At 61.6% G+C, this 21,464-nt stretch carries 17 protein-coding genes and 1 tRNA gene; 6 read left to right on the top strand and 12 right to left on the bottom strand.

Translation table 11 applies throughout. The features are described 5' to 3' along the window. Positions 1–12 precede the first annotated feature (12 nt). The 3 genes from BV071_RS33795 to BV071_RS27265 all read right to left on the bottom strand — a co-directional run bounded on the left by BV071_RS33795 (position 13) and on the right by BV071_RS27265 (position 6,236). The gene (locus tag BV071_RS33795) at positions 13–4,710 is read right to left on the bottom strand and encodes an RHS repeat-associated core domain-containing protein (protein ID WP_052573948.1); all 4,698 of its coding nucleotides are present in this window, start codon (positions 4,708–4,710) and stop codon (positions 13–15) included. A 487-nt stretch (positions 4,711–5,197) separates the two neighbouring features. Beyond that, the gene (locus BV071_RS27270; protein ID WP_035614126.1) at positions 5,198–5,863 is read right to left on the bottom strand and encodes a hypothetical protein; all 666 of its coding nucleotides are present in this window, start codon (positions 5,861–5,863) and stop codon (positions 5,198–5,200) included. A 296-nt stretch (positions 5,864–6,159) separates the two neighbouring features. Next, positions 6,160–6,236, bottom strand: a tRNA-Pro gene (locus BV071_RS27265). Positions 6,237–6,420: 184 nt separating this feature from the next. Between BV071_RS27265 and BV071_RS27260 the strand changes: the two genes are divergently transcribed. Together BV071_RS27260 and BV071_RS27255 are read left to right on the top strand one after the other, a co-directional pair. After that, entirely contained in the window at positions 6,421–6,624 is a 204-nt protein-coding gene (locus tag BV071_RS27260) for a hypothetical protein (RefSeq protein WP_035614123.1), read from the top strand. A gap of 103 nt (positions 6,625–6,727) precedes the next feature. Continuing rightward, complete coding sequence (locus BV071_RS27255; RefSeq protein ID WP_265594963.1) at positions 6,728–7,069, top strand: hypothetical protein; 342 nt, start codon at positions 6,728–6,730, stop codon at positions 7,067–7,069. On the opposite strand, the gene BV071_RS27250 is transcribed toward BV071_RS27255, so the two are convergent. Next, on the bottom strand, positions 7,066–7,557 hold the full coding sequence (locus BV071_RS27250; protein ID WP_035614119.1) for a hypothetical protein: 492 nt from the start codon (positions 7,555–7,557) through the stop codon (positions 7,066–7,068). The genes BV071_RS27255 and BV071_RS27250 overlap by 4 nt on opposite strands. Positions 7,558–7,665: 108 nt before the next feature. Further along, entirely contained in the window at positions 7,666–9,588 is a 1,923-nt protein-coding gene (locus tag BV071_RS27245; protein ID WP_035614116.1) for a hypothetical protein, read from the bottom strand. A gap of 185 nt (positions 9,589–9,773) precedes the next feature. Here BV071_RS27245 and BV071_RS27240 point away from each other — a divergent pair, with 185 nt between their 5' ends. Further along, positions 9,774–10,814: a LacI family DNA-binding transcriptional regulator gene (locus tag BV071_RS27240; protein ID WP_035614114.1), complete on the top strand. Its 1,041-nt coding sequence runs from the start codon at positions 9,774–9,776 to the stop codon at positions 10,812–10,814. Between the two features lie 306 nt (positions 10,815–11,120). On the opposite strand, the gene BV071_RS27235 is transcribed toward BV071_RS27240, so the two are convergent. From BV071_RS27235 to BV071_RS27225, 3 genes are read right to left on the bottom strand one after another with little or no spacing between them, the layout of a single operon-like run. Next, positions 11,121–12,299 (bottom strand): hypothetical protein, encoded by a 1,179-nt coding sequence (locus tag BV071_RS27235; protein ID WP_035614112.1) that lies wholly within the window; start codon positions 12,297–12,299, stop codon positions 11,121–11,123. After that, complete coding sequence (locus tag BV071_RS27230; RefSeq protein WP_035614110.1) at positions 12,296–13,300, bottom strand: hypothetical protein; 1,005 nt, start codon at positions 13,298–13,300, stop codon at positions 12,296–12,298. The genes BV071_RS27235 and BV071_RS27230 overlap by 4 nt, the downstream gene beginning before the upstream one ends. Before the next feature lie 14 nt (positions 13,301–13,314). Further along, the gene (locus BV071_RS27225; protein ID WP_035614107.1) at positions 13,315–14,535 is read right to left on the bottom strand and encodes a hypothetical protein; all 1,221 of its coding nucleotides are present in this window, start codon (positions 14,533–14,535) and stop codon (positions 13,315–13,317) included. A 703-nt stretch (positions 14,536–15,238) separates the two neighbouring features. Between BV071_RS27225 and BV071_RS27220 the strand changes: the two genes are divergently transcribed. Beyond that, positions 15,239–15,679, top strand: a complete 441-nt coding sequence (locus tag BV071_RS27220) for a GNAT family N-acetyltransferase (protein WP_052573947.1) — start codon at positions 15,239–15,241, stop codon at positions 15,677–15,679. 38 nt (positions 15,680–15,717) lie between these two features. Here BV071_RS27220 and BV071_RS27215 read toward each other — a convergent pair whose 3' ends face one another. After that, positions 15,718–16,998, bottom strand: a complete 1,281-nt coding sequence (locus BV071_RS27215; RefSeq protein ID WP_035614105.1) for a glycoside hydrolase family 2 TIM barrel-domain containing protein — start codon at positions 16,996–16,998, stop codon at positions 15,718–15,720. 212 nt (positions 16,999–17,210) lie between these two features. Here BV071_RS27215 and BV071_RS27210 point away from each other — a divergent pair, with 212 nt between their 5' ends. Further along, on the top strand, positions 17,211–18,257 hold the full coding sequence (locus BV071_RS27210) for a LacI family DNA-binding transcriptional regulator (protein WP_265594962.1): 1,047 nt from the start codon (positions 17,211–17,213) through the stop codon (positions 18,255–18,257). Positions 18,258–18,319: 62 nt separating this feature from the next. On the opposite strand, the gene BV071_RS27205 is transcribed toward BV071_RS27210, so the two are convergent. The 3 genes from BV071_RS27205 to BV071_RS27190 all read right to left on the bottom strand — a co-directional run bounded on the left by BV071_RS27205 (position 18,320) and on the right by BV071_RS27190 (position 19,931). Next, positions 18,320–18,751 (bottom strand): hypothetical protein, encoded by a 432-nt coding sequence (locus BV071_RS27205; protein WP_035614101.1) that lies wholly within the window; start codon positions 18,749–18,751, stop codon positions 18,320–18,322. A gap of 126 nt (positions 18,752–18,877) precedes the next feature. After that, complete coding sequence (locus tag BV071_RS35880) at positions 18,878–19,120, bottom strand: hypothetical protein (protein WP_265594961.1); 243 nt, start codon at positions 19,118–19,120, stop codon at positions 18,878–18,880. Between the two features lie 106 nt (positions 19,121–19,226). After that, positions 19,227–19,931 (bottom strand): PRC-barrel domain-containing protein, encoded by a 705-nt coding sequence (locus BV071_RS27190; protein WP_052573946.1) that lies wholly within the window; start codon positions 19,929–19,931, stop codon positions 19,227–19,229. Between the two features lie 185 nt (positions 19,932–20,116). On the opposite strand from BV071_RS27190, the gene BV071_RS27185 reads away from it, so the two are divergent. Continuing rightward, entirely contained in the window at positions 20,117–21,460 is a 1,344-nt protein-coding gene (locus tag BV071_RS27185; RefSeq protein ID WP_265594960.1) for a sensor histidine kinase, read from the top strand. Positions 21,461–21,464: the final 4 nt, after the last annotated feature.

Here is a 21,464-nt window from a genome sequence, read left to right as displayed (position 1 = left end):
CCCCAACGAGCGCTAGATCGACGGATGGAATAAAGCATAAGATGTGGATTCTATGCTACTTCTTGCCGGGGCACGGAGGCTTCGGCGGGGGCTTGGGGTTCTTGGGAGGCTTTGGCGGGGGCGGAGGGGGGGCGGCGGCGGTGGCTTGCAGGGCTTCTCCTCGCATTTATTCAAAGCCTCTACCGCTCTTTTATAGGAGTTCCAGATGATGGTGCACACCGCCTTGCCGTCCGGCGTCACGGGCTCTTTGCCCACGTCCCTGAGATTCTGGCAGTCCCGGTGCGCTCTCGCCAGCTTGTCCACTGCCGCTCGCTCTGGCTTGCAGCAATCTTCTTCAAGGCCCAGCGGGTCCACGGAGTTCACGGGATTGTTGGCGACATACGCATAGAGGTTCGGGCCTTCCGCAAGTTCGGCACTCTCCAGAGGATCGCGGGACAACCATCGTCCCAAGGACGGATCGTAGGCCCGATACCAAGGCAGGCAGAGCCCCGTCGCAGCGTGCGTGAAATAGCCGGTAAAGCCGAAGTCGGTGTCCAGATCTCCGCTCACCTTGGTCCGTGCTCCGTAGAGTTCATAGGAGTAACGCGCGCGCACATTTCCTGCTCCATCCACCAGTTCGCGGATCGAGCCGAGATGATCCTTGGTGTAGAAATAGTTTCCCGCTGAGGGACCAGTCTCCACCTTCACACCCAGAGGAAAGAAGCGCTTCACCACGGTGCCCGCGGCGGTCCGCTCCTCGCGGATTTCGTCGCCCCAGACGAAGCGACGGTCGCTGGTCTCGACCGAGTTGTTGAGTTCGCGAATGCGCACCCGGCGATCCAATCCGTCGTAGGTAAACTCCGTGCGCAGCGTCCCGCGGTTGATTGCGGCCAGCCGCTGGGCCGCATCCCATTCGTAGGTGGCGGGGGTGACAGGGTTATTGCTAACTGCGGTCAGCTCGTTGAGCGCATTGTGGCTCGCCACCCGCTGCGGGCCTCCGTCGATTTGCTCGCTCAGGCGGTTCCGCCCGGAGTCGTAGGTGTAGGCGTAGGTCTTCACCACCGCGGCATTCTGTGTCGCGGTGGCGGAGGTCAGTTCATTGACGGCATTGTAGCCGAGCGCAAAGCTCACGGGGTTTCCCGCTCCGGCCTGCTGCGACCAAGCCGATATCCGGTCGTTCGCGACATCATGCGTCTGGAGAAATTCTGAAATCGGGGTGCCCGCGCGGGTGTTCGTGATCCGGTTTTGCCGCCGATCCTTGGTGTTGTCCTCGTAGCCATAGGCGATGGCCTGGCCATTGGGGAATGCTGCGGAAATCACCCGCCCCGACGCCCCGTCGTAGCCGAAAGTGAAGGCACCGAGCGCATTCGTCATGCCAGTCACGCGACCGGCGGGGTCAATCGTCGCCTGGCGCGAATCTCCTCCGATGGCACTGCCCACGCAGCGGCCGAGCGCGTCGTAGGAATAGGTGAGGGTGTCGTTGGGCAAGGGCCCGTCAATACTGGCCAAGTCCCCTGCCCCCAAGGCCGGGGGCGAAGTGATGGGAACATAAGCGTACACCGTGGTTCCACTGCCATCAGCCATGGAGGTGACGCGGTTGTAGTTGGCGTCATAGGTGTAGGTCACGGAGGGAGTCGCCACTACCACGTTCGAATACTGGGTGGAAGTGAGGTTGTTATCCACCGCATAGATGTATTGGGTGACCTGCTGCTTTTCGTCGACCTGCTGCTTGAGCCGGCTGGTAGTGTTCTCGTAATCCCAAGTGACGCGGGAGCCGTCCGCGTAAATCTTTGCCGTCGGTCGACCTTGGATGTCGTGCCGCCAGGTGGTGGTGCGCCCCATGGGATCCGTCAGGGTTTTCAGATCGCCGCATTTGCACCATTGGTAGCGGGTAACGCGGTTCAGCGGGTCGGTTTCTTTGATCACCTGGCCGCGGCTATCATATTCGAAGTTCGTCTCGCGGCCGGCGCGGTCCCGAGTGCGGATCTGATCCAGCCGGCTATAAACGGTCTCTTCGTAGCTGCCATCGGGGTAGGTAGTCCGCGTGGGGCGATCGAGGGCGTCATAGTCGAAGGTCAGCGTATAGCCGCTCTCGGTGGTGATCGTCCGAATGCGGCCGACCACATCGTAAGTCCACTGGATGGTATCGGCCGGGCCCGGCAGCGGCCCATCCATCGAAATCATCCGGCCGTTGGGGTCATAGACATGGGTGGTGACCTCGTTCTTGGCGTTGGTGATGGTGAGCACCTGGCCGCGCGCATTGTAGGTGTAGGTGGTGGTCTGCCCCGCAGCGTCCGTGACCGTCAGCGGCTGATGCTTGGCGTTGTAGGTCTTCTTCGAAAGCAACTCGTTCGCCCCGCCGCGGGTCATGCGGATTTCAAGAAGGTCCTGGCCATTCGCCGCATAGCTGTAGCTGAAGGTGCGGCCAAGCGGATCGATCATGCGCGTAGCCTGACCGAAGGGATTGTTGTATTCGTAGGTGTAAAGTTGCGTCGTGCCATCGTCCAGGACGCGGCCGATATGAGTCGGCGTGTTGGTGCTGCCCTGGAAGATCGGCCCGCCCACCTGATTCGGATAGTCATACCAGACGCGGTTCTCCAGCGGCTGCTTCTCGCTCTCCAGCATCCGGACGGCGCTGGTGCCATTCGGCGAATGCAGCCAATGGTAGATTTTTGCCTTGGTGTAGTCGCCCGCACCAGCGGCATAGGCAATCTCGTCCCAATAGTAAGTATTGCGGAACCAGATGTATTCGTTCCGCGTGGCCACCGCGGCAGGCACGAGTGCTGCCGGCTCCGAGAGCGGGATGCCAAGCGTGGTGGTCTGATTGAATTCCGCACGCGTGCGGTTGCCATCCGGGTAAATGGTGTCGAGAGAGCGGGTGGTGCCGTTTTCGGCCTTGATGAAGCTCGTGGTCCCGTAGGGAGTGATCAGCGCCTCGATAAAGTCGGTGCTGCCGGTGTAGACGAACTCCGAGGTGATGCCGATGACATCGGTGATCTTTTTGAGGCGATGCGCCAGATCGTATTCAAAGGTCGCGAACCGTCCGAAAGGATCGGTGACCTTGGTGACCTTGTAGATGTCGGTCGGATAATCGTAAGCCAGCGTGGACACCTGGCCGATGGCGTCGGTGATGGCGACGACACGGAGGCTGGCATCATAGGTAAGCGTCAGCGCGTTGCCGTAAGGATCGATGATCTGCGTCAGGAAGATCTTGCGCGAGGTTCCAGCGGAGCCGTCGGACTTATTGAAGACGAGCTTCGAGCCATCACTTGAGACCAACTCGTAGCTGGTCGCTGAAGTCCGGGTAAGCGCAGTGAGATCGAGCACCTGGAGGGCGAAGGATTGCGTGCCTTGATTGAAGCCGGAGAAATTGCGGGTGAAGCCGCCACGTTGATACAACTGCACGTCGGCGCTGGGAGTCGACGGATTGTCCTGAATGTAGGACAGCCAGTCGAAGGTCCATTTGGGACCAAAATTGGAATAGGAGAAATTGGCGGGCTGGGCGGCTTCGCGCTGGTTATAGGTCAGTTCGAAGCTGACCGCCGGTCCCACTGGAGGCTCGTAGCCGACCGGTGCGTCCGCGAGTTCGAGCGAGACGAAAAGCAGATCCACATCTGGCACCGCCATCCCCTTCGGTCCGCAAGGTTGGGGTTTGGGATCGGGCTTTGGCTTCGGCTTCGGTTTGGGCTTCGGTTTGGGTTTGCCTTTGCCGTTGTTAGGATCCGGGCCGCCGACGTTGCCCTTGCCCCAGATCTTTTCGCCTTCCTCATCATCGACGTTCCGCCAGTTCGCCGGCAGTTCGCCGGCGGGGATGACGAAATAGCCGCTGCTCTCCGCCTCAAGCGCGGCGCGTGTGATCCAGAGATCGTTGCGGAAGGTAGGGTCCTGCACCAGGAAGCGTCCACCTTCCTCGCGCACCAGCGCGGCGTAGTGGCCGACCTTCCAGTGAATCACCGCTGGAACGACGAATGGGGCACCTTGTTCGCGGAAAGCAGCGCGATAGTTGAGCCCCATCTCCTTCGAGAGCTTCACCACCTGAGGAAGGGAAAATCCATTTTGCGTGGAGGCCGACTTCATCACCAGGTCGGTGCGCGCGTGCTGCGGATCGATCGCGACCTGGATCCGCTGCAGTGCCAGCGGACCGCAGCGGAAGGAGATGCCCGGATCGTGATTCATCATCCAGAGCCCCTCACGGGCCTCGGTGATGCGTTCGGTAGCCGCGCCGGTAAATGCCCGGCCTTCCACGGAACGCAGCAGTGCGTCGAGTTCGGCCATGTGGCCCAAGCGGGCGTGCATGGATGCAAGTTCTCCTGCGGCGCGGTCGGCGAGCGCACGGGCGGGAGCGTCGCTTGCGTCCTTGGCGAGCCGCCACGCTTCGGTCCATGAGCCGATGGTGCGCGAGTAGCGTCCGGTGCGGTAAGCTTCGAGGCCGAGATTGGTCAGCAGCGCGGCACGCCATGGGCTGTCTGGATGCGAGGCGAGAAAGCCATCGAGGCTTGAGAAATCGTCCGGGATCGTGCGCTCCGCATAAGCCCGCATGGCCGCAACGAGCGCGATATTTTCACTGGCGCCCGCTTGTCCACCCACGGGAACGAGCGGCTCCTCGAACAGCCGGCTGCGGAAAATCTCGGCTTCGGTGGGACTGTCGGAAAAGACGAGCGCGGCTGGGGCCGGAGTGACGTCGGGGACGGTGAAGTTCACCTCTCCCGTCAGCGGATGGAGTTCATCCACGGCCGTCTGCGGAGGGGTGGCACCCTTTGAAGCAAGCCCTAAACCAAGGTGGATGGCTGCGATCGTCCCAACTAGAAAACGACCCCGGGGGAGAATCAATTTCACTTTCATAAACCTCGCTGGCGAGAGCCCAAGTGACCTTAGGCGAAAGTGTAAACTATACCCAGAAGTGGCCGGGGAAAGGAAAATCCTGATCGAGTAAATTACTACAGTAGAGCGCGCACTGCGTGATGTGCCTGTAGTCATTTTCAGTCACCCGCAGCTGGGGTAAACCCTGACCGGATTTCCACCAGCAATCAGGACCAAACCCCTGATTTTTAATGGCCGGGGTGGCGGGCAAAACGCAAAGCGCCATCCCCTCACCCATCCCAGATCCTCGTGGGAGGTCGGGTCAGACCGGCGGTCGAACTCATGGTCTCATCTCTCCCTGCAATGAAGAGACCCGAAGACACAGCGTAGCATGAGTCCTCGGGTCTCCTTTTCGCATTCAGACCCTCATGCAGCCGTTCTGAACGGCGGGCAAGCAGCTCGCAAACTCCACCCCGATCAAAGCAAGCTCTTCCCGCTGTGCCCGGCTTCCAGACAGAGCTACCTGAAGACGCGCGGTTGCCACGAGAAGATCGTTCGATGCCTGGATCCGTTGCACCAGCAAAGGCTCGGGATAGCCAGATCGATGGAGGTAGATCGCATGGGGACCACTGTGGACGGCTGCGTTCGATTCTTTCAGCATCTCAGCCCTGAAGCAGAGCAACGGGCGGAGGATAAGGCACGGGACTTTCCCACTTGCCTCGAGTTGATCCAGCATTTCCTTGGCCGTGGGCAGGTTGTCGGCGCGGCGCGCCAGATCCTCTTGTGACAGTGCTCCCATCAATTTCTTCACTGCCGATTTCGGTGCGGAGAAGTGGATCCACACCGACCTCAAGACGGCTTCATAGTGTATGCGCAGCTGCGCTGTAGCCGAGTTGAAATTCTCGCTCCCGAGTAGCAGTCTGACACTCTTCGAATGCTCCTCGGCGAGAACACAAAGGTCGTGGACTACCTTGGAACGAGAGTTCGATGATTGGAACTCCTGTCCGATGATGAGAGCCAGCCGACAGGCCAGCTCTGCGGATCGCTCCAGCAGTTGATTCAATGTAATGTTCTGTGATTTCATAGGTCCTTTCATGGTTGGATTGGCGATCAACCCTCCCCTGTCGGTAGATGACGCCCGGGGCCCGATAGCCGCGGCAAATCACACGAATCGCCCGTGATCGTATCGGGTGAACGCGCAGGGTTTGGGCAGCGGCATCATTGGCCGACTGCAACCGGGGAAAGGCACTTGCTCTCACACCGGAACCCATTGCGGCCCGAAAGGCCGTGTCACCCTGCATACACATCCAGCCCTAAAATGCTGGATGGAGCAAACGCCCCCTCATTGGAGGCGCGGGCCATCATCAGAACCATTGAAAATGGTCGGGGTGGCGGGATTCGAACCCACGGCCTCTTCGTCCCGAACGAAGCGCGCTACCAGACTGCGCCACACCCCGATGATTGATTGGGTCATTCTTGCGAATGCCGCCCTCCTCTGGCAGAAAGGCGGGCGGGCTTTTTCGCGATTTTCGGCCAACCTGCAAGTGAAATCTGGGAAGGGTTCCAAGCACTCCGGGAAATCGTAAAAGCAGCGAAGCGGTTTAGGGCTATTATGGCGCAGCCACTTGGCACCGAAAAACGATGAAACACGCAGTTCCCTACCTCGCTTCCGGCACGCTTTTGCTCCCAGCCCTGATGGGCGCAGCCGGGGTGGAAGAATTCAAAGCTTTCTGGCCGGCCAGCCTCGCAGCCGGCTTGTTGGCGATTGCCGGGTTCGGCGTGCTCTTACAGCGGCAGGCCCCGGAGAGGAAGCCCTGCCCGGTCCGCGTCCGCGTGCGGCGCTAGTGGCAGTCCGGCCGCTGCCATGAGCTTGAGCAGGAAGGTCCGCGCGCATCTGCTTTTCCACTCATCGAGCTACGTGTTCGCCGGGGGTGGATTCGGAATTCTGATGTTCGCGATCCTGTGCTTTGGTGCGATAGATTGGCAAAAGGCAGCGCGAGCCAAAGAGGTCAAATCTTGGCCCGTAGCAGACGCCACCATCTTGAAATCGCAAATCGTGATGTCGGATGTATCTAGTTCGACAAGCGTCGGGGTGCGGACCACCGTCGCTGGCGAACTTCGCTACCCGAATCCAGAAGGAGAGAGGAGTTTCCCCTTTTTCTTGGAATCGCGGGCAATCAAACCGCTGGACTGGAAAGGCAGCTTCAAGCCAAGTGGGCACGTGCCGATCCACTACAATCCGGAGAATCCCAGTGAGTTGTCCTTCGTGGAATTCACGGGGGAGCCTTAAGCCAGCTTCGGCACGAAGGTGATGCTCAGCCGGATGGAGTTCCCTCCGGCTTCTTCCACGCGACGGCGGATGGGGCAGGATTCAGAAGGGATGCCGCACTTGAAATCGGCGGGCAGGATGCCGGATTCGATCGCCTCACGTGCCGCTAGTTCCGCGGTGCAGATGTGGACCATCTCCTCCTCGAAGTAGTAGGCCTCGTGGTTGACGAGGTAGTCGTAGAACTGGTGGTTCCAAAAGCCCTCGTAGGTCTCCACCTTTTCCTTCTGACGCGTTCCCTTCACCCGCATTTCCATCGGGCGATCACAGCCGCGGCCTGGGCCGAAATGGTGCTGGGCGCAGTCCCGCCAAAGAGTCAGCACTTGGCAGCGGCTGTCGTCATCGAGATCGTCCCGCCACCAGCGGTCGACCTCTTGGATGCCAGCTTCTTCGAGGGCTGCACGGAGCAATTCGGGCATGGTGATACCCGTGGCAAGAGGAGCGGTAGGCATGGGTGAAACGCAGGGCGGGCGAACGCGGATAAGATATGTCCCGAGGCGGAATCGCGGCAAGGATTCCTGTCGGTTCTGATCGCGGGGCGAGCGACAAGATCGGGATTTCTACTCCACCTTGAGACGCCAGAAACCGGGGCGGGCCTGCATCAGCGGATTGTCGGAAGTGACATCCACTTGCATGCTATCGGAAAGGCGTTGGACGGTAAACACGTTGGGCATCTCCGCCGATGCACTGGTTTCGCCAGTGGTGAGCAAGGTGCCCATCTTGTAGACGTTGGTCCAGACCTTGAGATCGCTGCTGTGTTGAAGAGTGGTGCTCAGCCTGTGATTTTTTGCAGGTAGCGGCAGGGTGAAGCGGAGCGAGAGCTTGCCATTCCATGCGGTAGCGGGCACCGGCAGGATCGGGGGGAAAATGCCGGGGACCCGGGGATCCATACGCAGCCCGTGCTCGAGCAAGTTGCTCAAGCCATCACCGTCGGGGTCGGCGTCCGGGCCAGCGATTGCGGGTGTAGTGGCATCCGGGCCGAAGAGGCGTTGTGCCCACCCGTCGAAGGACTCCGAAGCGAAGGCTTTGAGGGGAAGGGCGGTGATCTCGATATTCGCCCCCGGAGGATTCGCGACCACGACGCGGAATGCTGAAGGATGCGAGCCGTAGTTGGAAGGCTGGTAGGTGATCGTGCAGGGCATCTCGCCGCCGGGTGGCAGATCGGCAGGGAGAGTTCCCGCGCTGAGGCGGAAATTGGATCCATGGGGCCCTTCCATCGCCAGCGACGAGACTCGTAGTAATTCAGTACCGGGATTCCGGATCGCCACCGTCCGTGCGGTGGCTGGGGCATTCAGCACCTGTGAGACGAAGATCGAGTTGATCGTGGCAGGAGTGACTTCCACCAAGGAATCGTAGCCCTGCAGTGCAACTCCGTTGAGATGGAAGGACTGATCGGCTGCCAGATGCTGCACAATGAGGAAGGCATGGGTCTGGCCACGGGCTATGAAGTCGCGTTCGATGCGGAGAGACTTGCCGGACCCATAAAGGTTCTGATCCAAGACAAAGGACCCGGACTCATCACAAATGGTATAAGGCTGGGATGGAGGCCCATACAGCTCGCTACTGCCGTAGAAGGTAACTCGATAGCGCCTTCCCGCCACCAAACCCGTGAGCGTGAGACTCACCGGGTCATAGCCATAGCAACAGCGGGCGGCGAGGTAGTAGCTCTGACCCAAGGGAAAAACCGGATCCGCATAGTAGTTCGAGAGAATTTCATTCTGGTCGTCGCGTGTTCCCCGGAATCCGCTTTGGGCAAGCTTTCCCCAGACTTCGGGTTCGATGGGAAAAGTTCCGGGACCAACGATGGGCGATCCCATCTCCCCGGAATCAACAACCCACAGCGTCCGCGCTGGATCGAGGCCGAGGCTCGCGTCATCCGTCCATGGACGCATGCTCCAGCCGGAGGACGCATCCGCATCGGTGGCCACGCTGAAATCATCCAGCAGCAGGGTGCTGTCCGCGGTGCCGCTATCATTCTTTACCACCAACTGTGCGGTAGCTGCGGAGGCGACGAAGCTGCCGGTGATGATGCGATAAGGATTCGCCGCGCCCACCGGAATGTCAGCGCGGAAGGAAGCAGAGGGGCCGCCATTCAAGGACCAGGAGGCCACGGGCGCACCGGCTTGCCCGTCTCGGCAGTTTGCCCGGAAGCGCACGGTGTATCGTGTGCCGGGAATGAGGCCGGTGATGTTCGACGAGAGAGTTGCGGGCGCGCCGTTGCTGCGCAGGAAGGCAACTCCCCCACCCTCCGGGATTGCGCCGTTGTTGGCGTAGGAAGCATCGCCCGCAGTGGGATTGAGGCCAACGCTGCCGGTGTGGCTCCAGGCAGTGATGCTGCCGCCATTCTCCGAGGCATAGCCGGGCGCGGCGTTGAAGGAATCGGATTCGAACCCGGGGTTTAGGATCTGCGGCGATTGCGCCATGAGCCCGCTGACCTGAATCAGGAGAAAGGTGGCTGTGAAGAGAAGACGGGTGGGCAACATTGCGACAGTGACAGCGGGAGCAAGATGCCTGAGGACAGGCGCCGCGAGAACACCGAAATACCAACTTCACCGGATATTCACGGTGGCCAAAGCGGAACGGTAGAAGCAGCCTGAGACTCAAGCGACAATTCACGACACAAGAAACTCTTCCTACCCCTCCAAGACCTGATAGGAAAAGTTCCTATATGAACAAGCGCATCCGTCTGAAGGACGTGGCCGAGCGGGCTGGAGTGGCAGTGAATACGGCCTCCACGATCCTGAACCGGCGGCCGAATTCGTGGGCGTCGAAGGAGACGGAGGCGCGGGTCTTCCAGGCGGCGAGCGAGCTGGGCTACCGCCCATCGAAGACGGCGCGGGCGCTGCGCTCCGGGCGCTATCATACGATCGGGCTGCTGATCCAGGACCTGACGAATCCCTTCTTCTCGACGCTGGCAGATGAGCTGGAGTCGGCGGTGGAGGAGCGCGGGTATGATCTGCTGGTGGAGAATTGCCGGTCCTCGCTGGTCCGGGAGAAGCATCTCTTCGCGGATCTGGATGACCTGGAGGTGGATGGCAGTGTGCTGTGGCTCTCCGACAATGAGGTCTTCCGCGCGGAGCTGGAGGAGATGGCGGAGGCGAACCGGGCGGTGGTGGTGCTGGGCAATGGTATCCCGGAGAAGCCGATCCCGGTGGATGCAGTGCTCTCGGATTTCACGCAGGGTCTAACCGATGCGGTGGATGCGCTGTGCAGCCTGGGTCACAAGCGCTTCGCCTTCCTGAGCGCACTGGCGGAGGGACAGGCGGACGGCAATCGTCCGAGGCTTTTCCAAGAGATGCTGGCAGCGCGGGGCATCCCGGCGGCGAACATCGATATCCTGCGCACGGGGCACACGGTGGAGAGTGCTTGTGACACTTTCGCGGGCTTCCTGAAGAAGCGCAGCGACAAGCGGCCGACCGCGCTGCTGGCGATGAATGACCTGGCGGCGATCGGGGCGATGCGCGCGGCGATCGAGGCGGGGATGGAGATCCCGGCAGATCTCTCGGTGGTGGGGGTGGACGATGTGCCTCTGTGTTCTTATCTGCCGATCACGCTGAGCTCGATCCGGCAGCGCTACAAGGCGATCACGAAGGCGGCGGCGGAGTTGCTCATTTCGCGGATCGAGGGTGCGGAGGTCTTGCCGGCGCGGCAGGAGGTGTTCGCGACGATTTACACGCCAAGGCAGAGCACGGGGGCGGCGAAGGGGTGATTGGAAGTGGCGCGGCCTCTCCAGAGCCGCGACCGGGAGAATCCACACTTACGCCGCAGCTTTGAAAGCTCCGGCGTGCTGCTTTCTGGAGGATCGGGGGAACTCACCCGCTGAGAAGTCCCGCGGGGAATGGGTACAGTTACACAGTCGCGGCTCTGGAGAGACCGCGCCACCTCTCGCTCTGGGAATCTGCGGTGAGAAGCCCGACGGGGTGATGAAGGGGCGGCGCACATGTCGGCTGCTCCAGCCTCGCACATGGAAGATATGGGATAAGGAGCAAGGGCAGGGTCGCACTCGCTCAAATCCTCAGGGAGCGATACCCCAAGCGCTCTTCACCATCTTGACCCAGCGCGCGCGGGCCTTGGCATCGACGGGTGAGGGCTTGCTCTGCGCCCACTCCTGCTCCACGAGAGCGAGGACTTGCTGGCGTTCGGCCAGCGGGACTTGCTCCCATGAAGGATCGATCTTGCCGGCGGTCCGGGTATCCTGAAGAGCGGAGCGCAGATATTCGTCGCGCTGGCCGGTGATATCCGCGGATTGGAGGACGGAGGCGGTGAGCTTGCCGTCGCTGCCATCGCCGATCAGGAACCAGGCTTGATCCAGAGCCTCGGGTTTCAGCGTGGCCAAGGCTTCGAGGGCCCTGCGGCGTGAGGCCTCATCCAGCTCCGCTCTGGCGATGGCGCGCAGAGTGCCGCTGACTTCGCTCTCGCGATACTCCTTCTCCAGATACTCCGGATGAGCCGCCAGCCACTCAGCGGCCTCGACCGGGGAGCGCTCCGCCCATGCGGGAACAAGGTCCTCGATCGCAGTGTAAGGCTGTTTCCCGTCCGTGACCAAATGGTCGAGCACCTTGCGGAAGTCGAAGTCCTTCGCGAAGGCGACGACCATCATCTCTTGCGACTCTTCCAAGGGGATCTGCTGGAACATCTCGATCGTCTTGTCCGCGGAGATGGCCGCAGAGGCCAGGATGCATTGCGAGATCACCCCTACGCCGGCGTGCTTGCTCTGGAAGATGTCCCGGTGCTGCTGCCATTCGGCAAGGGCCTTCCATGGATCGCGGCAGGCAAATGCGTACAAGATCGAATCGCCCATGCGCTCGCGGAGTCCGGGATCGGAAATCGCGAGTGCTTGCTCCCAGGCGCGCCAGCCGATACGATCAATGAGTTCCTCGGCTACCACGCCGCGGATGTTTGCTCCGTCCTTTGGCTCTTCCTCCAGCCATTGCCAGAGGGCATCGGTCGTGCAGGCGGCCAGCGTGCGCCGCAGCAAGATCATCCGCGCGCCCGGTGCCGTGATGGGATCCATAGACTCCCGCTTGGCAAGGGCAGATCCGGAACCTTGCTGTCCGGGAGTCAAATTCGGCCCATCGGTCGTCATTGCCGCCTGAAGGGCTTGCGGGGATCGGCCGGAACCCGGAAACGTTCCGGCGGCCAGCGCAGCGGCACAGGCCAAGGCGACGACGAGTTTTTCCGTGGCGGGCTTCATGGCGGCGGCTCCGCACTGTCCGCGGAGATGAGCATGGGATAGGAGGACGCCAGATTGCTGCCTAATTGAGTATTACGTTTGCAGTACTTGCTCACTGCCGCAGCGGCCTGGGCGAACTGCTCCGGCGGCAAGCCTTCCAAAGACCTACGGATTTCGTCGCACTTCGCCGAATCCTTGAGGCCCACGCCGAGGACTTTCAGGATTTCGGAATCGGAGGAGCGCGGCCAATCCAAGGCAGCGACCAAGGCGTGGGAGGGATCCGTCCCCGCCCAACGGGTGAATAGATTGTCGATCCGGACCCCTTGTTCCGCGAGTGCCCGCGCAGCGCCGCTTTCGATCCATGGTGCGGCATCCGCGGTCACGGCGATCTCCAGTGAATTCTCGCCGAAGGGATCGCCGGGGAGATCGCGGAACAGCTCCCATGATACCTCACTACAAGCTAGGGCGAGCGCAGCATTGCCGGCACCGGCTTTCTTTTGCAAGAGCTCCATCAGTGTAGTGATAGCGCATGGCCCGCGACGTTCACTGGCAGTCACTGCCTTGAACGCAGCGTCCGGATCCGACTCCGCCCAGCCAGCCATCACTGCGAAGCGAAGCTCCGGATCGATGCCTTCAATCCAAGCTGCCGCATCGCCTCCCTGGAGCCGGCCCAGTTCGTGAGCAGCGGCAGCCATGCGAGCCTGGAAGTCTTCGGAGGTATCCCAATCGGTGTCTTCCGGCAGAGCCTCATAGGTCCGCTTCAGGGCGAGGATCTTGTCCCGGAGGACTGCCGCAGAAAGCGTGGCATTTTCGCTGGCCCTCTGCTTCTGCTGCACCTCCCACTCCTGCTTGAATTCGGCAAGGGCTGCCGAGACGTCGCCGCGGGTAGGTGCCTCTCGGCGCTCTTGGGACTTGCCGGGAGTCGCCAAAGGCGGGACATCGCCGCTTCCACTCTTGGCCGCCGCCGCGAAGTAGGCGGCGATGCCAAGCAAAGGCGGAATGATCCAGAGGGAGCGGCGCATGGGGGAAGGATTTCTCAAGGGCTGTGAATCGTGTTGCGGATCTCCTGCACCTGGGCATCGGAGAGTTTCCAGTCGGCGATGATGCCGTTGATCGCGGAGAGTGCATTTTGGCCGCGGAGGGTTTTGGCGATTTCGATCCGCTGCTCGACGGGGAGTTCCTTCAGGAGATTCGGGAGCTGCCAGCTTGCTTGGTCACCCTCGATCACGCGCTGGGCGGTTTCACCGAGCCATCGGGTGGACTCCGCTTCGGTCGCATTGCCCTGCAACAGCGCAACCGTCCCCGCGGGATCGTTCACCATGTTAGTGCCTTGGAAGAAAGCGCCATGCTGCCCCTCGGGCAGGCTGCGGAGCAATTCCACGGTCCAGCGATCAGCGGCGGGAGCGTTGTCCTTCCCCACCACGCTGCGCATTTCCCACCACTCGTTGGCGAAGTTCTCCTTCGCGGCGACACGCTCGACGATGTAGTCGGTGGCGCCATCGGGATCGTGACGCATCCATGACTCCATCATGCCGGAGGGAAACATCGGCAGGTCGTTGCGCTGGCCGAGCTTGTGGTTCATCCCATCGATGAGCGTGCGGAAGTCGGTGGAGGCATCCATTTCAAGGGAGACGCCATAGCGGGTCCGGACCGAGCCGGCGGTTTTCGGCAAGCGTGCCCAGAGATCCACGACGGCGGCGGCACTCTGCTTGGCGGCCTCCTTGGAGAGCTTCTCCATCAGGCTATTGAGGCGGAAGTCATCGAGATCGTGGTGGAACTCGCCGAGGGCGACCAGGCATTCGAAGGCACGCTTTGGATCGCTGCCTGCCAAGGATCCGGCGACACCGGTCATGGCGAGCTCACGCAGGCCGGGATCGCGAAGCTCGCTGGCCCATTGCCATGCTCCGTCCACATCCGCCGCGGCCCACGAATCTAACAGCTCCCTCAGCTTCTCCTTGGCCTCGCCATCGAGTCCACCGATGCCCCGTGACGCCAGCCATGCCTCGATCGAGGCGCCGCGGTGCTTGGCAGGGATCTCATTGATCAAGCCGCCGAGGTCCTCGCGATCGCGTTCCTGGATCTTCTCCCCCCAGCGCTTGCGGGTGGTTTCGCGGGAGGGCTCGGCACGATTATCCCGCGGCACGGGATCGTGGCTAACAAGAGGCGGCGGCCCCGCGGGCTGCGGGGAAGTGCGGCCGATGAACCAACCAGCGACGAAGGTAAGGATCAAGGCAAGCAGCCACCAGCGGGTTTTCATCTTATCTCGGGCTCCGGGGTGCAGACTTCATGAGTCGGCTTGGACACTGGAATCGCCGCTCGTATTCATTGGATTTGCTGGGGCAAAAGCCAGGCCGCGTCAAGATGGGGAGAAGTTGTGAGAAACGAGGTCCGCCGCTCCGGGCCGGACAAGAGCCGTCAGGGATGCCCCCTACTCCTTAAGGGGGGATGATTCAGGCCAGCGTTAACCGGGCTCTAATGTGCGCTGTGCTAGCCTGCGAGGGTAAGGCTTTCCCAAGCATGAAGATTACGAGCCCAAGTCCCAGCAACTCCTCCTGCAGGTGGCGGCAGCTCCTGTCGGGGCTGGCGCGATGGTATGCGGCGAAGCTGACGCGACTGGTGGATTTGCTGAGCCTGAACGGTTGGCGAGCGACAGAGGAGGAGGTCTATCGCGCGGAGCAGCGGGGAGGCGGCTTCCAGCGGAAGCTGAGGCCAGGAGTGCGAGGGGCACGCAACTCCCCTTCCCCATCAGAGGAGCAGGCCACAGGAGATTCCTATACTGCGCCCGGGGGAACGCGCGTTTCAAAAGAGGAGACGCCCACCACATCACCGGAGAGACAGGACTCCAAAGGTGGCCATCGTTAGTTGACGCAGAAGGCGTTCGGCAAGGCGGCCTATGCCCCCATCGGATTCCGGTGGGGCCTCTCGCTTGAAGGTGGCGAGAAATCGGCGACACTCCAAGAATGACGATCACGATGCCGATCCAAGAGGTCGCCCATGGAAGTGCCGATTATCTGGAGCTCGTGAGGCTGCGGGATCTCCACCTGCGCCAACCGATCGGGCTGCGCTTGAACCCGGAAGACATCGTCGGTGAGGAGGTCCACCGGCACTTCGCGCTGAGGGATGAAGGCAGCATTTCCGGCGGGCTGATCGCGGTGCTGCTGGATGCGGCATCCGCGAAACTGAGGCAGATGTGGATCTTGCCGGAGCTGCGAGGGCAAGGACACGGCAAGTATCTGTTAGACGCGGTAGAGCGGACGCTGTGGCTGGAGGGCTACCGTCACTTCGTGCTTCACGCGCGGCAGAACGCGGTGGGCTTCTACGCGGGCTGCGGGTATGAGGTGGTGGGTGATGTTTTCACCGAGGTGGGCAGGCCGCATTTGCGGATGGAAAAGGTCTGGTGAGGAAATCACCAATCCTCCCGAACCACGGATCCTGCTTCTTACTTCACTTGGAAGGCGAAGTTCTCGGCGCTGGCGCCGCCTTTGCCATCGCGGGCGATGAGGAAGAGGCGGTAGTTGCCGGGCTTGGACGGCGGATCGAAGGTGTAGATGTTAGAGCCGGTGGACTTCGGGTTGATGACCTTTTCCTCGGGGGCCTTCTCCGCATCGCCGCCTTCCTTGCGGTCGGTGGATTCCGCGGCGATCTTCCATTCGAGTTGCACCTTGTCGTTCTCGGGATCGACGACATCAAGGGTCACGGGCACTGGTTCGCCAGCAGCTATGGTCTTGGCCATGGCGGGCGAGGTGAAGGTCTCGACGCGCGGGCAACGGTTGGCGGGCCAAGCCCCAGTCCAGGCGCGCGCCATGGCATCGACGGGCGGGAGCTTCTCGCCGCTCCTGAGGAACATGCCATACCAGGTGGCGGTGCATTCCTGCTTCTGGCCCCAGAGGAAGGCGAAGCTGCCGACGCAGAGACCGGCGGATTCCTCCGTGACGGTTTGCTGGGTGGTGAAGTAGTTCGCGGCTTTCTCGCGGCTGGTCGGCTCGATCGGTGCGCCCCAAGAGGTCTTTGGCACTTCCCAGTGACCCTGCGGACCGAACTCTGTTAGAAGGAGCGGCTTGTCCCAGCCGGCGGATTTCACGGCCTTCCCCACCCCGGCGGCGGAGGCGTAGGCATTCACACCGAGGATATCGATGCTGGGGCAATTTGCTTTCACGCCCTTGACCTTGTTCGGATTGGCACCGGCGATAACGGTCATGACCAGGCGGTCCGGGTCCTCCTCCTTGATGATCTTGGCGAGGACCTCGATCTCCTTCCAGATGCGGTCATCCTTACCGTCGCCTGCAGGCCCTTCCATTTCATTGCCGAGGCCCCAGATGCCGATGCTGGGCTCCTTCTTCCACTTCGCGACGGCGGCGCGGACTTGCTGGCGCTGCTTCTCGAGCTGGGCGGGATCGGAGTAATTGAAGCCGTGACGCTCGTGGCCGACCCAGATGCCGGCAGCGATGCTGAGGCCGCGCTGGCGGGCTTCTTCGACGAGGGGCTTGCCGTCGCTCTTCGCGTCCAAGGCGTCGATGCCCCAGGTGCGGACCGAGTTGCCACCGGCGGCGGCGAGGACATCGAGATGGCCTTGGCCGCCGACACCGCGGAAGACGAAGGGCTTGCCATCGCGGAAGAGCTCCCAATTGCCGGAATCGGCGCGGCGCATGGTGATGCGGCCGGGAGTATCGGCGGCGGAGGCGAGGAGGGGGAGGGTGAGGAGGAGGGGTAGGATTTTCATAGTATGGGCGAGGAAAGGCTACGGCTCTTGTTGCATAAAATTACATCACTTTGGAGAACTCCGGGCAAGTGGTATTCCCGTGATTGGGCGTCCAAGTGGCCCGAAAGGCAGCCGGAGCCGGGATCGATGCTGGTACATGCGGTTCTTGCCACCGGCGAAACGGGAGTTCATGATCCGCGCAAATCCTTGAGGGCACAAGAGAAGTGGCGGAAGTGAACCAACAATTGATCGCGGACAGACTCGGGATATCGAGGGCGACGGTCTCGCGGTGCTTTACGAATCATGCCGGCATCAGCCCGGTGACGCGGGCGAAGGTCTTCCAGATTGCGGCGGAGCTGGGCTACGCGCACATGGAGACGCGGACCCGGACGCGCAAGCTGCCGCCGGGGCGCATGGACCTGTGCGTGCTGATCTGCACGGAGACCAAGGAATACTTCAGCGGCGGCTACGAGAGCCCCGGGGCGCAGATCCTGGAGGGGGTCTCGGAGTACGCGCAATTGCATGGCGCGCGGATCGAGATGCACCTGATCCCGCCGGATGTCGGCAGCTTCGATCACCCGGAGTTCCAGCGCATCACGGGCCTGGCCAAGCGCAAGGCGAACGGGGTGCTGCTGATCTATCCTTTCCCCGAGCCGGTGGTGGAGGGCCTGGCCGAGCGCTTCCCGCTGGTCTCGCTGGTGGACCAGTACGAGCACAATGCGATCGATTGTGTGGATGTGGATCATTTCCACGGGGTCTCGACACTGGTGGATCACCTCGTGGAGGCGGGTCACCAGCGGATTGGCTTTTACACGCGCAAGTATCAGGTGGAGGCTGGCTGGTCCTTCCGCCGCTACAGCGCCTTCATCGAGAAGATGACGCGACTGCGCCTGAAGGTGGACCCGCAGGATGTCATCGGGGTCTTCCCACGGCCCGAAGTGGGGCTGGAGGAGAGCTTTGAGTTGGCCGCGGCGCGGACGCAGGCCGGGGTGACGGCGTGGATCTGTGCGGCGGACCACCAGGCCTACGATCTGATCCTGGGACTGAAGAAGCGGGACCTGCGGGTGCCGAACGATGTCTCGGTAACGGGCTTTGACGGGATCGAGCGACGCGGCAACCGGCCGGCGCTAACCACGATCGAGATTCCCTTCCGGGAGATCGGCGCGAGCGGGACGCAGCGGCTGGCAGCGAGATTGAAGAAGCGGTTTCACCAGTCGCAGCACGTTTATATCTCCGGGCGCTTGCGCGAGGGGAATACGGTGGGGCCGGTGCGGGGGTAGACCGCGAGACGCGTGATGCCAGCTTGAAGAGTCTTTCGCTTGCTGGCGCTGCTTGCCGTTTCCTACTGGTAGCCGATCGCCCAGACTTCTGGCAGGTTCCCGGAGCTCGGCCCGGTTGACTTGGCTCTTTCCAATGTTTGAGGCATGGCGGGCGGTGCGCTTGCCCCGTCCCGGGCCAAGGACCACAAGATGGAGCCCACGATACCGAGTGTGAGGATTAGGATGCCCAGTTCCAGGTAGAATGCCTTCAAGTGGAGAATAACTCCTGTCTTGAGGTTCGTAACCCTAAGCTTACACGAGGGAACAGGCAGCACGAACACCAGAGGCTCCTGGCTGAGGCTCATCCGCCTGACACCGGAGTGTGGCGGAACTTCCAGGTACAGTTCTGCGAGCTGTGTGGAATAGAGGTGGAGATGCTTCCGGAATGCCGCTGGCAGTTCGGGCCGCTTTTCTTCTGCCTTGGGAACATCGCCGGGCTGAACGACGTTGCTCATGCGTTGGGGGGCCGCGAAAGCGGCTGTGGAAATGAGAAATGAAAGTGAGGTCAACCAGATCTTCGACGCCGATTTGCTTGTGGCGATGCCGGGTACCCTCCTGCAGTCAAACAAAGGCTCCTGGCATCAAGCCACGCGCGCGAGGAGCCGGCGTTCTGCCGAATCCAAGATGGCGTCCTGGCGCATCCGGTCCGACTCACCTGTCACCTCCCTCATTGCCTGATCATAATCAGCTTTTGATATCTCGTGGGCATATCGCCCGGCATTCAGGGCAAGCTGGAGGGTTCGGGCATAGACCAGGTCCCGGCTTTTGTGCGGCGGCGGGCGAAGGTCATCTCCGGGCAGGGTTTGAGACGCGTTGTTATCCATGAGATCGGGTTGAAAAAGGGGCCCGACCGGCGGCGCTACGGGGAGGGGTTCACGGGAGGTTGGTAGCGCTGCCGATCGAGCAGATGGTCCGCAGCAAGCGGAGGTTTCAGGGGTGGAGCGCGGTAACCTTGGGGAGGATGTGCGCCCCTTTGCGCTGGATGTCCCATCTGGCCACGTTGAGGAAGACCTTCGACTTCTCGTGGTTGACGAGTGTCACCGCGGAGGAAGGCAGCAAGATCTGTTTGCCGTCATACCAGTTACCCGTGTCGATTACCCATTCGCCGATGACCCAGGTCTGATCGTCGGCCAGAAAGCTGCTGACGCAGCCGATGGATCCGTCGCTGGCTAGCACATCGTAACCAACAATTCCGCGGGTGCTGCTGAGCTGGACATGCTCGTGGCAATGGCGCGGGGCCGGCGTCTCCCCCGCGAGCACCTCCCCGGGGAGCGTGGCCGGTGAACCGACGATACCCCAGATATCAGCACCATCCCAATAGGGTGGCCAGCCGTAGTAGCGGTAGTAGTCTTTCTCGAAGGTGCGCGAGACCATGTGGCGCGAGTCGATGCGAGGGCTTTCCTCGATCTGCTTCCGCGTGAGTTTTACGGAGAGGGCCTTTGCATCAGGCTGTACCCTTTCAAAGGCATGGGGGGAGAGCAGCACCAGCCGTTTCATGAGCCACAGGCCGGTATCGACGACCATATAGCGGATGGCTCCGGACTTCTCCTCGAAGTAGAAGTCCTTCACATGGCCGATGTCGCCGTCGGAGGCGGCAAGATTGCGCCCGTAGGTTGATTTGATGTTGTAGAGCATGGGATGAGCGGACCGCGATTCTGCCAGTAAGGAGGAACGGAAGAGCCTGCTTGACCGTGGAGTGATCCTATCACGGGCCCTTCACATATCCCATGGGGTATAGTTCTACTTTACTCCTCCTAAGCTTCGCTGCGGAAGACGGTCACAATAGCTGAAGCAAGCGGCGGCTGGCACCCATGGTAGCGATGCGTGCCGACTGGCATAGGTACGCCGGAGCTCAGGCAGGTAGGGTTACACCCCATGGGATTTGCTGCGGTGGCGAACGACATTCCCCGTTCGCAGTTCCACGAAAGAGTTCGCCAAACACCTCGCTGCGGGGGACAATGAACGATTGCCGGGGCGTTCCGCCAACGCTGCCTGATATGGACATGAAATCTCACCCTCCACCACTCCTCCATGGTTACCTGGCGGCCTTACGACGCCATATCAAGCATGCCCCTGGCTCCAGAGAAGGAAAGCGTGCGGCGGAAAAGCTCGGGATCCTAGCCCTGAAGCGCGGGCTTACCACCCCTGGGGTCGCCCAAGTCCACCAGCGCTCGCTCGCCTCCCTCGGGCTGATCCGCTACCCGGCGGAGAGTGGTGAAAATGCGGTCCAGCGGGCCGCCGATTTTTTCACCGCCGCGGTCAAGCCGATCGAGGACTCCCAAGGCGGGCTTGCGGAGGCGAATACGCGCTTGCAGGCAGCGGTGGAAACCCTCAGCCAGCGTAGCGACGAACTGGGGGCCGCGAATGAGGAACTGCGGCAGGAGATTTCCCGCCGCAAGGAAGTTGAGGACTCCCTGCGGACCAGTGAGCTCACTTCCAGCCAGCTATTGGCAAAGTCGCGTGAGATGCAGGAAGAACTCCGCTACTTGTCCCGCCGGCTCATTGTCGCCCAGGAGGAAGAGCGCAAGAGGATCAGCCGGGAGCTCCACGACGTGATCGCGCAGACGTTGACCGGCATCAATGTGCGGCTCGCCACCTTGAAGCTTGAGACGACCGCCGGCGCGAAGGACTTCCAGAAGAAGATCGCCTTCACCCAGCGCCTTCTCGAAAAGTCGATGGGCGTTGTGTACCGCTTCGCCTTCGATTTGCGGCCATCCGTACTCGACGATCTCGGCCTGCTTCCCGCTGTGCGCTCGTATATCAAGGACTTCAGCGCGCGCACCGGCATTCGGGTCGATTTCACCGCTTCCTCCCGGATTGAGAAACTGGACAATACCCGGCTTACCGTGCTCTACCGCATTGTCCAGGAAGGGCTCGCCAATATTGCGCGCCATGCGCGGGCAAGCCGCGCTGAGATCGTGATCCAAGCCCACGCCAGCGGTGTGCACATGAAGATCACAGACAATGGGCGCGGCTTCCGGTTGGACAGCCCCACAAAGTCCATGCGCCGCGAGCGCCTCGGCCTTCTCGGCATGCGGGAGCGCGTGGAGATGATCGGGGGCACCTTTCATGTAGACTCGGCACTGAAAAAAGGGACAACGCTCCGTGTCGATTTTCCGCAAGCATCTCGCGGGGCAAAGCAGGCCCCCTCTAAAGCACCGTGAGGCT

The sequence above is a fragment of the Haloferula sp. BvORR071 genome, assembly GCF_000739615.1.
Classification (GTDB): domain Bacteria; phylum Verrucomicrobiota; class Verrucomicrobiia; order Verrucomicrobiales; family Akkermansiaceae; genus Haloferula.
This window is presented reverse-complemented; position numbering and strand designations above follow the sequence as displayed.

Coding starts and splice junctions, on each gene's coding strand:
- BV071_RS27230 (WP_035614110.1), bottom strand. CDS start 13,300: ATGCGCCGCTCCCTCTGGATCATTCCGCCTTTGCTTGGCATCGCCGCC.
- BV071_RS27270 (WP_035614126.1), bottom strand. CDS start 5,863: ATGAAATCACAGAACATTACATTGAATCAACTGCTGGAGCGATCCGCA.
- BV071_RS27240 (WP_035614114.1), top strand. CDS start 9,774: ATGAACAAGCGCATCCGTCTGAAGGACGTGGCCGAGCGGGCTGGAGTG.
- BV071_RS35880 (WP_265594961.1), bottom strand. CDS start 19,120: ATGGATAACAACGCGTCTCAAACCCTGCCCGGAGATGACCTTCGCCCG.
- BV071_RS27185 (WP_265594960.1), top strand. CDS start 20,117: ATGCGTGCCGACTGGCATAGGTACGCCGGAGCTCAGGCAGGTAGGGTT.
- BV071_RS27205 (WP_035614101.1), bottom strand. CDS start 18,751: ATGAGCAACGTCGTTCAGCCCGGCGATGTTCCCAAGGCAGAAGAAAAG.
- BV071_RS27245 (WP_035614116.1), bottom strand. CDS start 9,588: ATGTTGCCCACCCGTCTTCTCTTCACAGCCACCTTTCTCCTGATTCAG.
- BV071_RS27220 (WP_052573947.1), top strand. CDS start 15,239: ATGACGATCACGATGCCGATCCAAGAGGTCGCCCATGGAAGTGCCGAT.
- BV071_RS27215 (WP_035614105.1), bottom strand. CDS start 16,998: ATGAAAATCCTACCCCTCCTCCTCACCCTCCCCCTCCTCGCCTCCGCC.
- BV071_RS27190 (WP_052573946.1), bottom strand. CDS start 19,931: ATGCTCTACAACATCAAATCAACCTACGGGCGCAATCTTGCCGCCTCC.
- BV071_RS27255 (WP_265594963.1), top strand. CDS start 6,728: ATGTTCGCGATCCTGTGCTTTGGTGCGATAGATTGGCAAAAGGCAGCG.
- BV071_RS27225 (WP_035614107.1), bottom strand. CDS start 14,535: ATGAAAACCCGCTGGTGGCTGCTTGCCTTGATCCTTACCTTCGTCGCT.
- BV071_RS27235 (WP_035614112.1), bottom strand. CDS start 12,299: ATGAAGCCCGCCACGGAAAAACTCGTCGTCGCCTTGGCCTGTGCCGCT.
- BV071_RS27250 (WP_035614119.1), bottom strand. CDS start 7,557: ATGCCTACCGCTCCTCTTGCCACGGGTATCACCATGCCCGAATTGCTC.
- BV071_RS27260 (WP_035614123.1), top strand. CDS start 6,421: ATGAAACACGCAGTTCCCTACCTCGCTTCCGGCACGCTTTTGCTCCCA.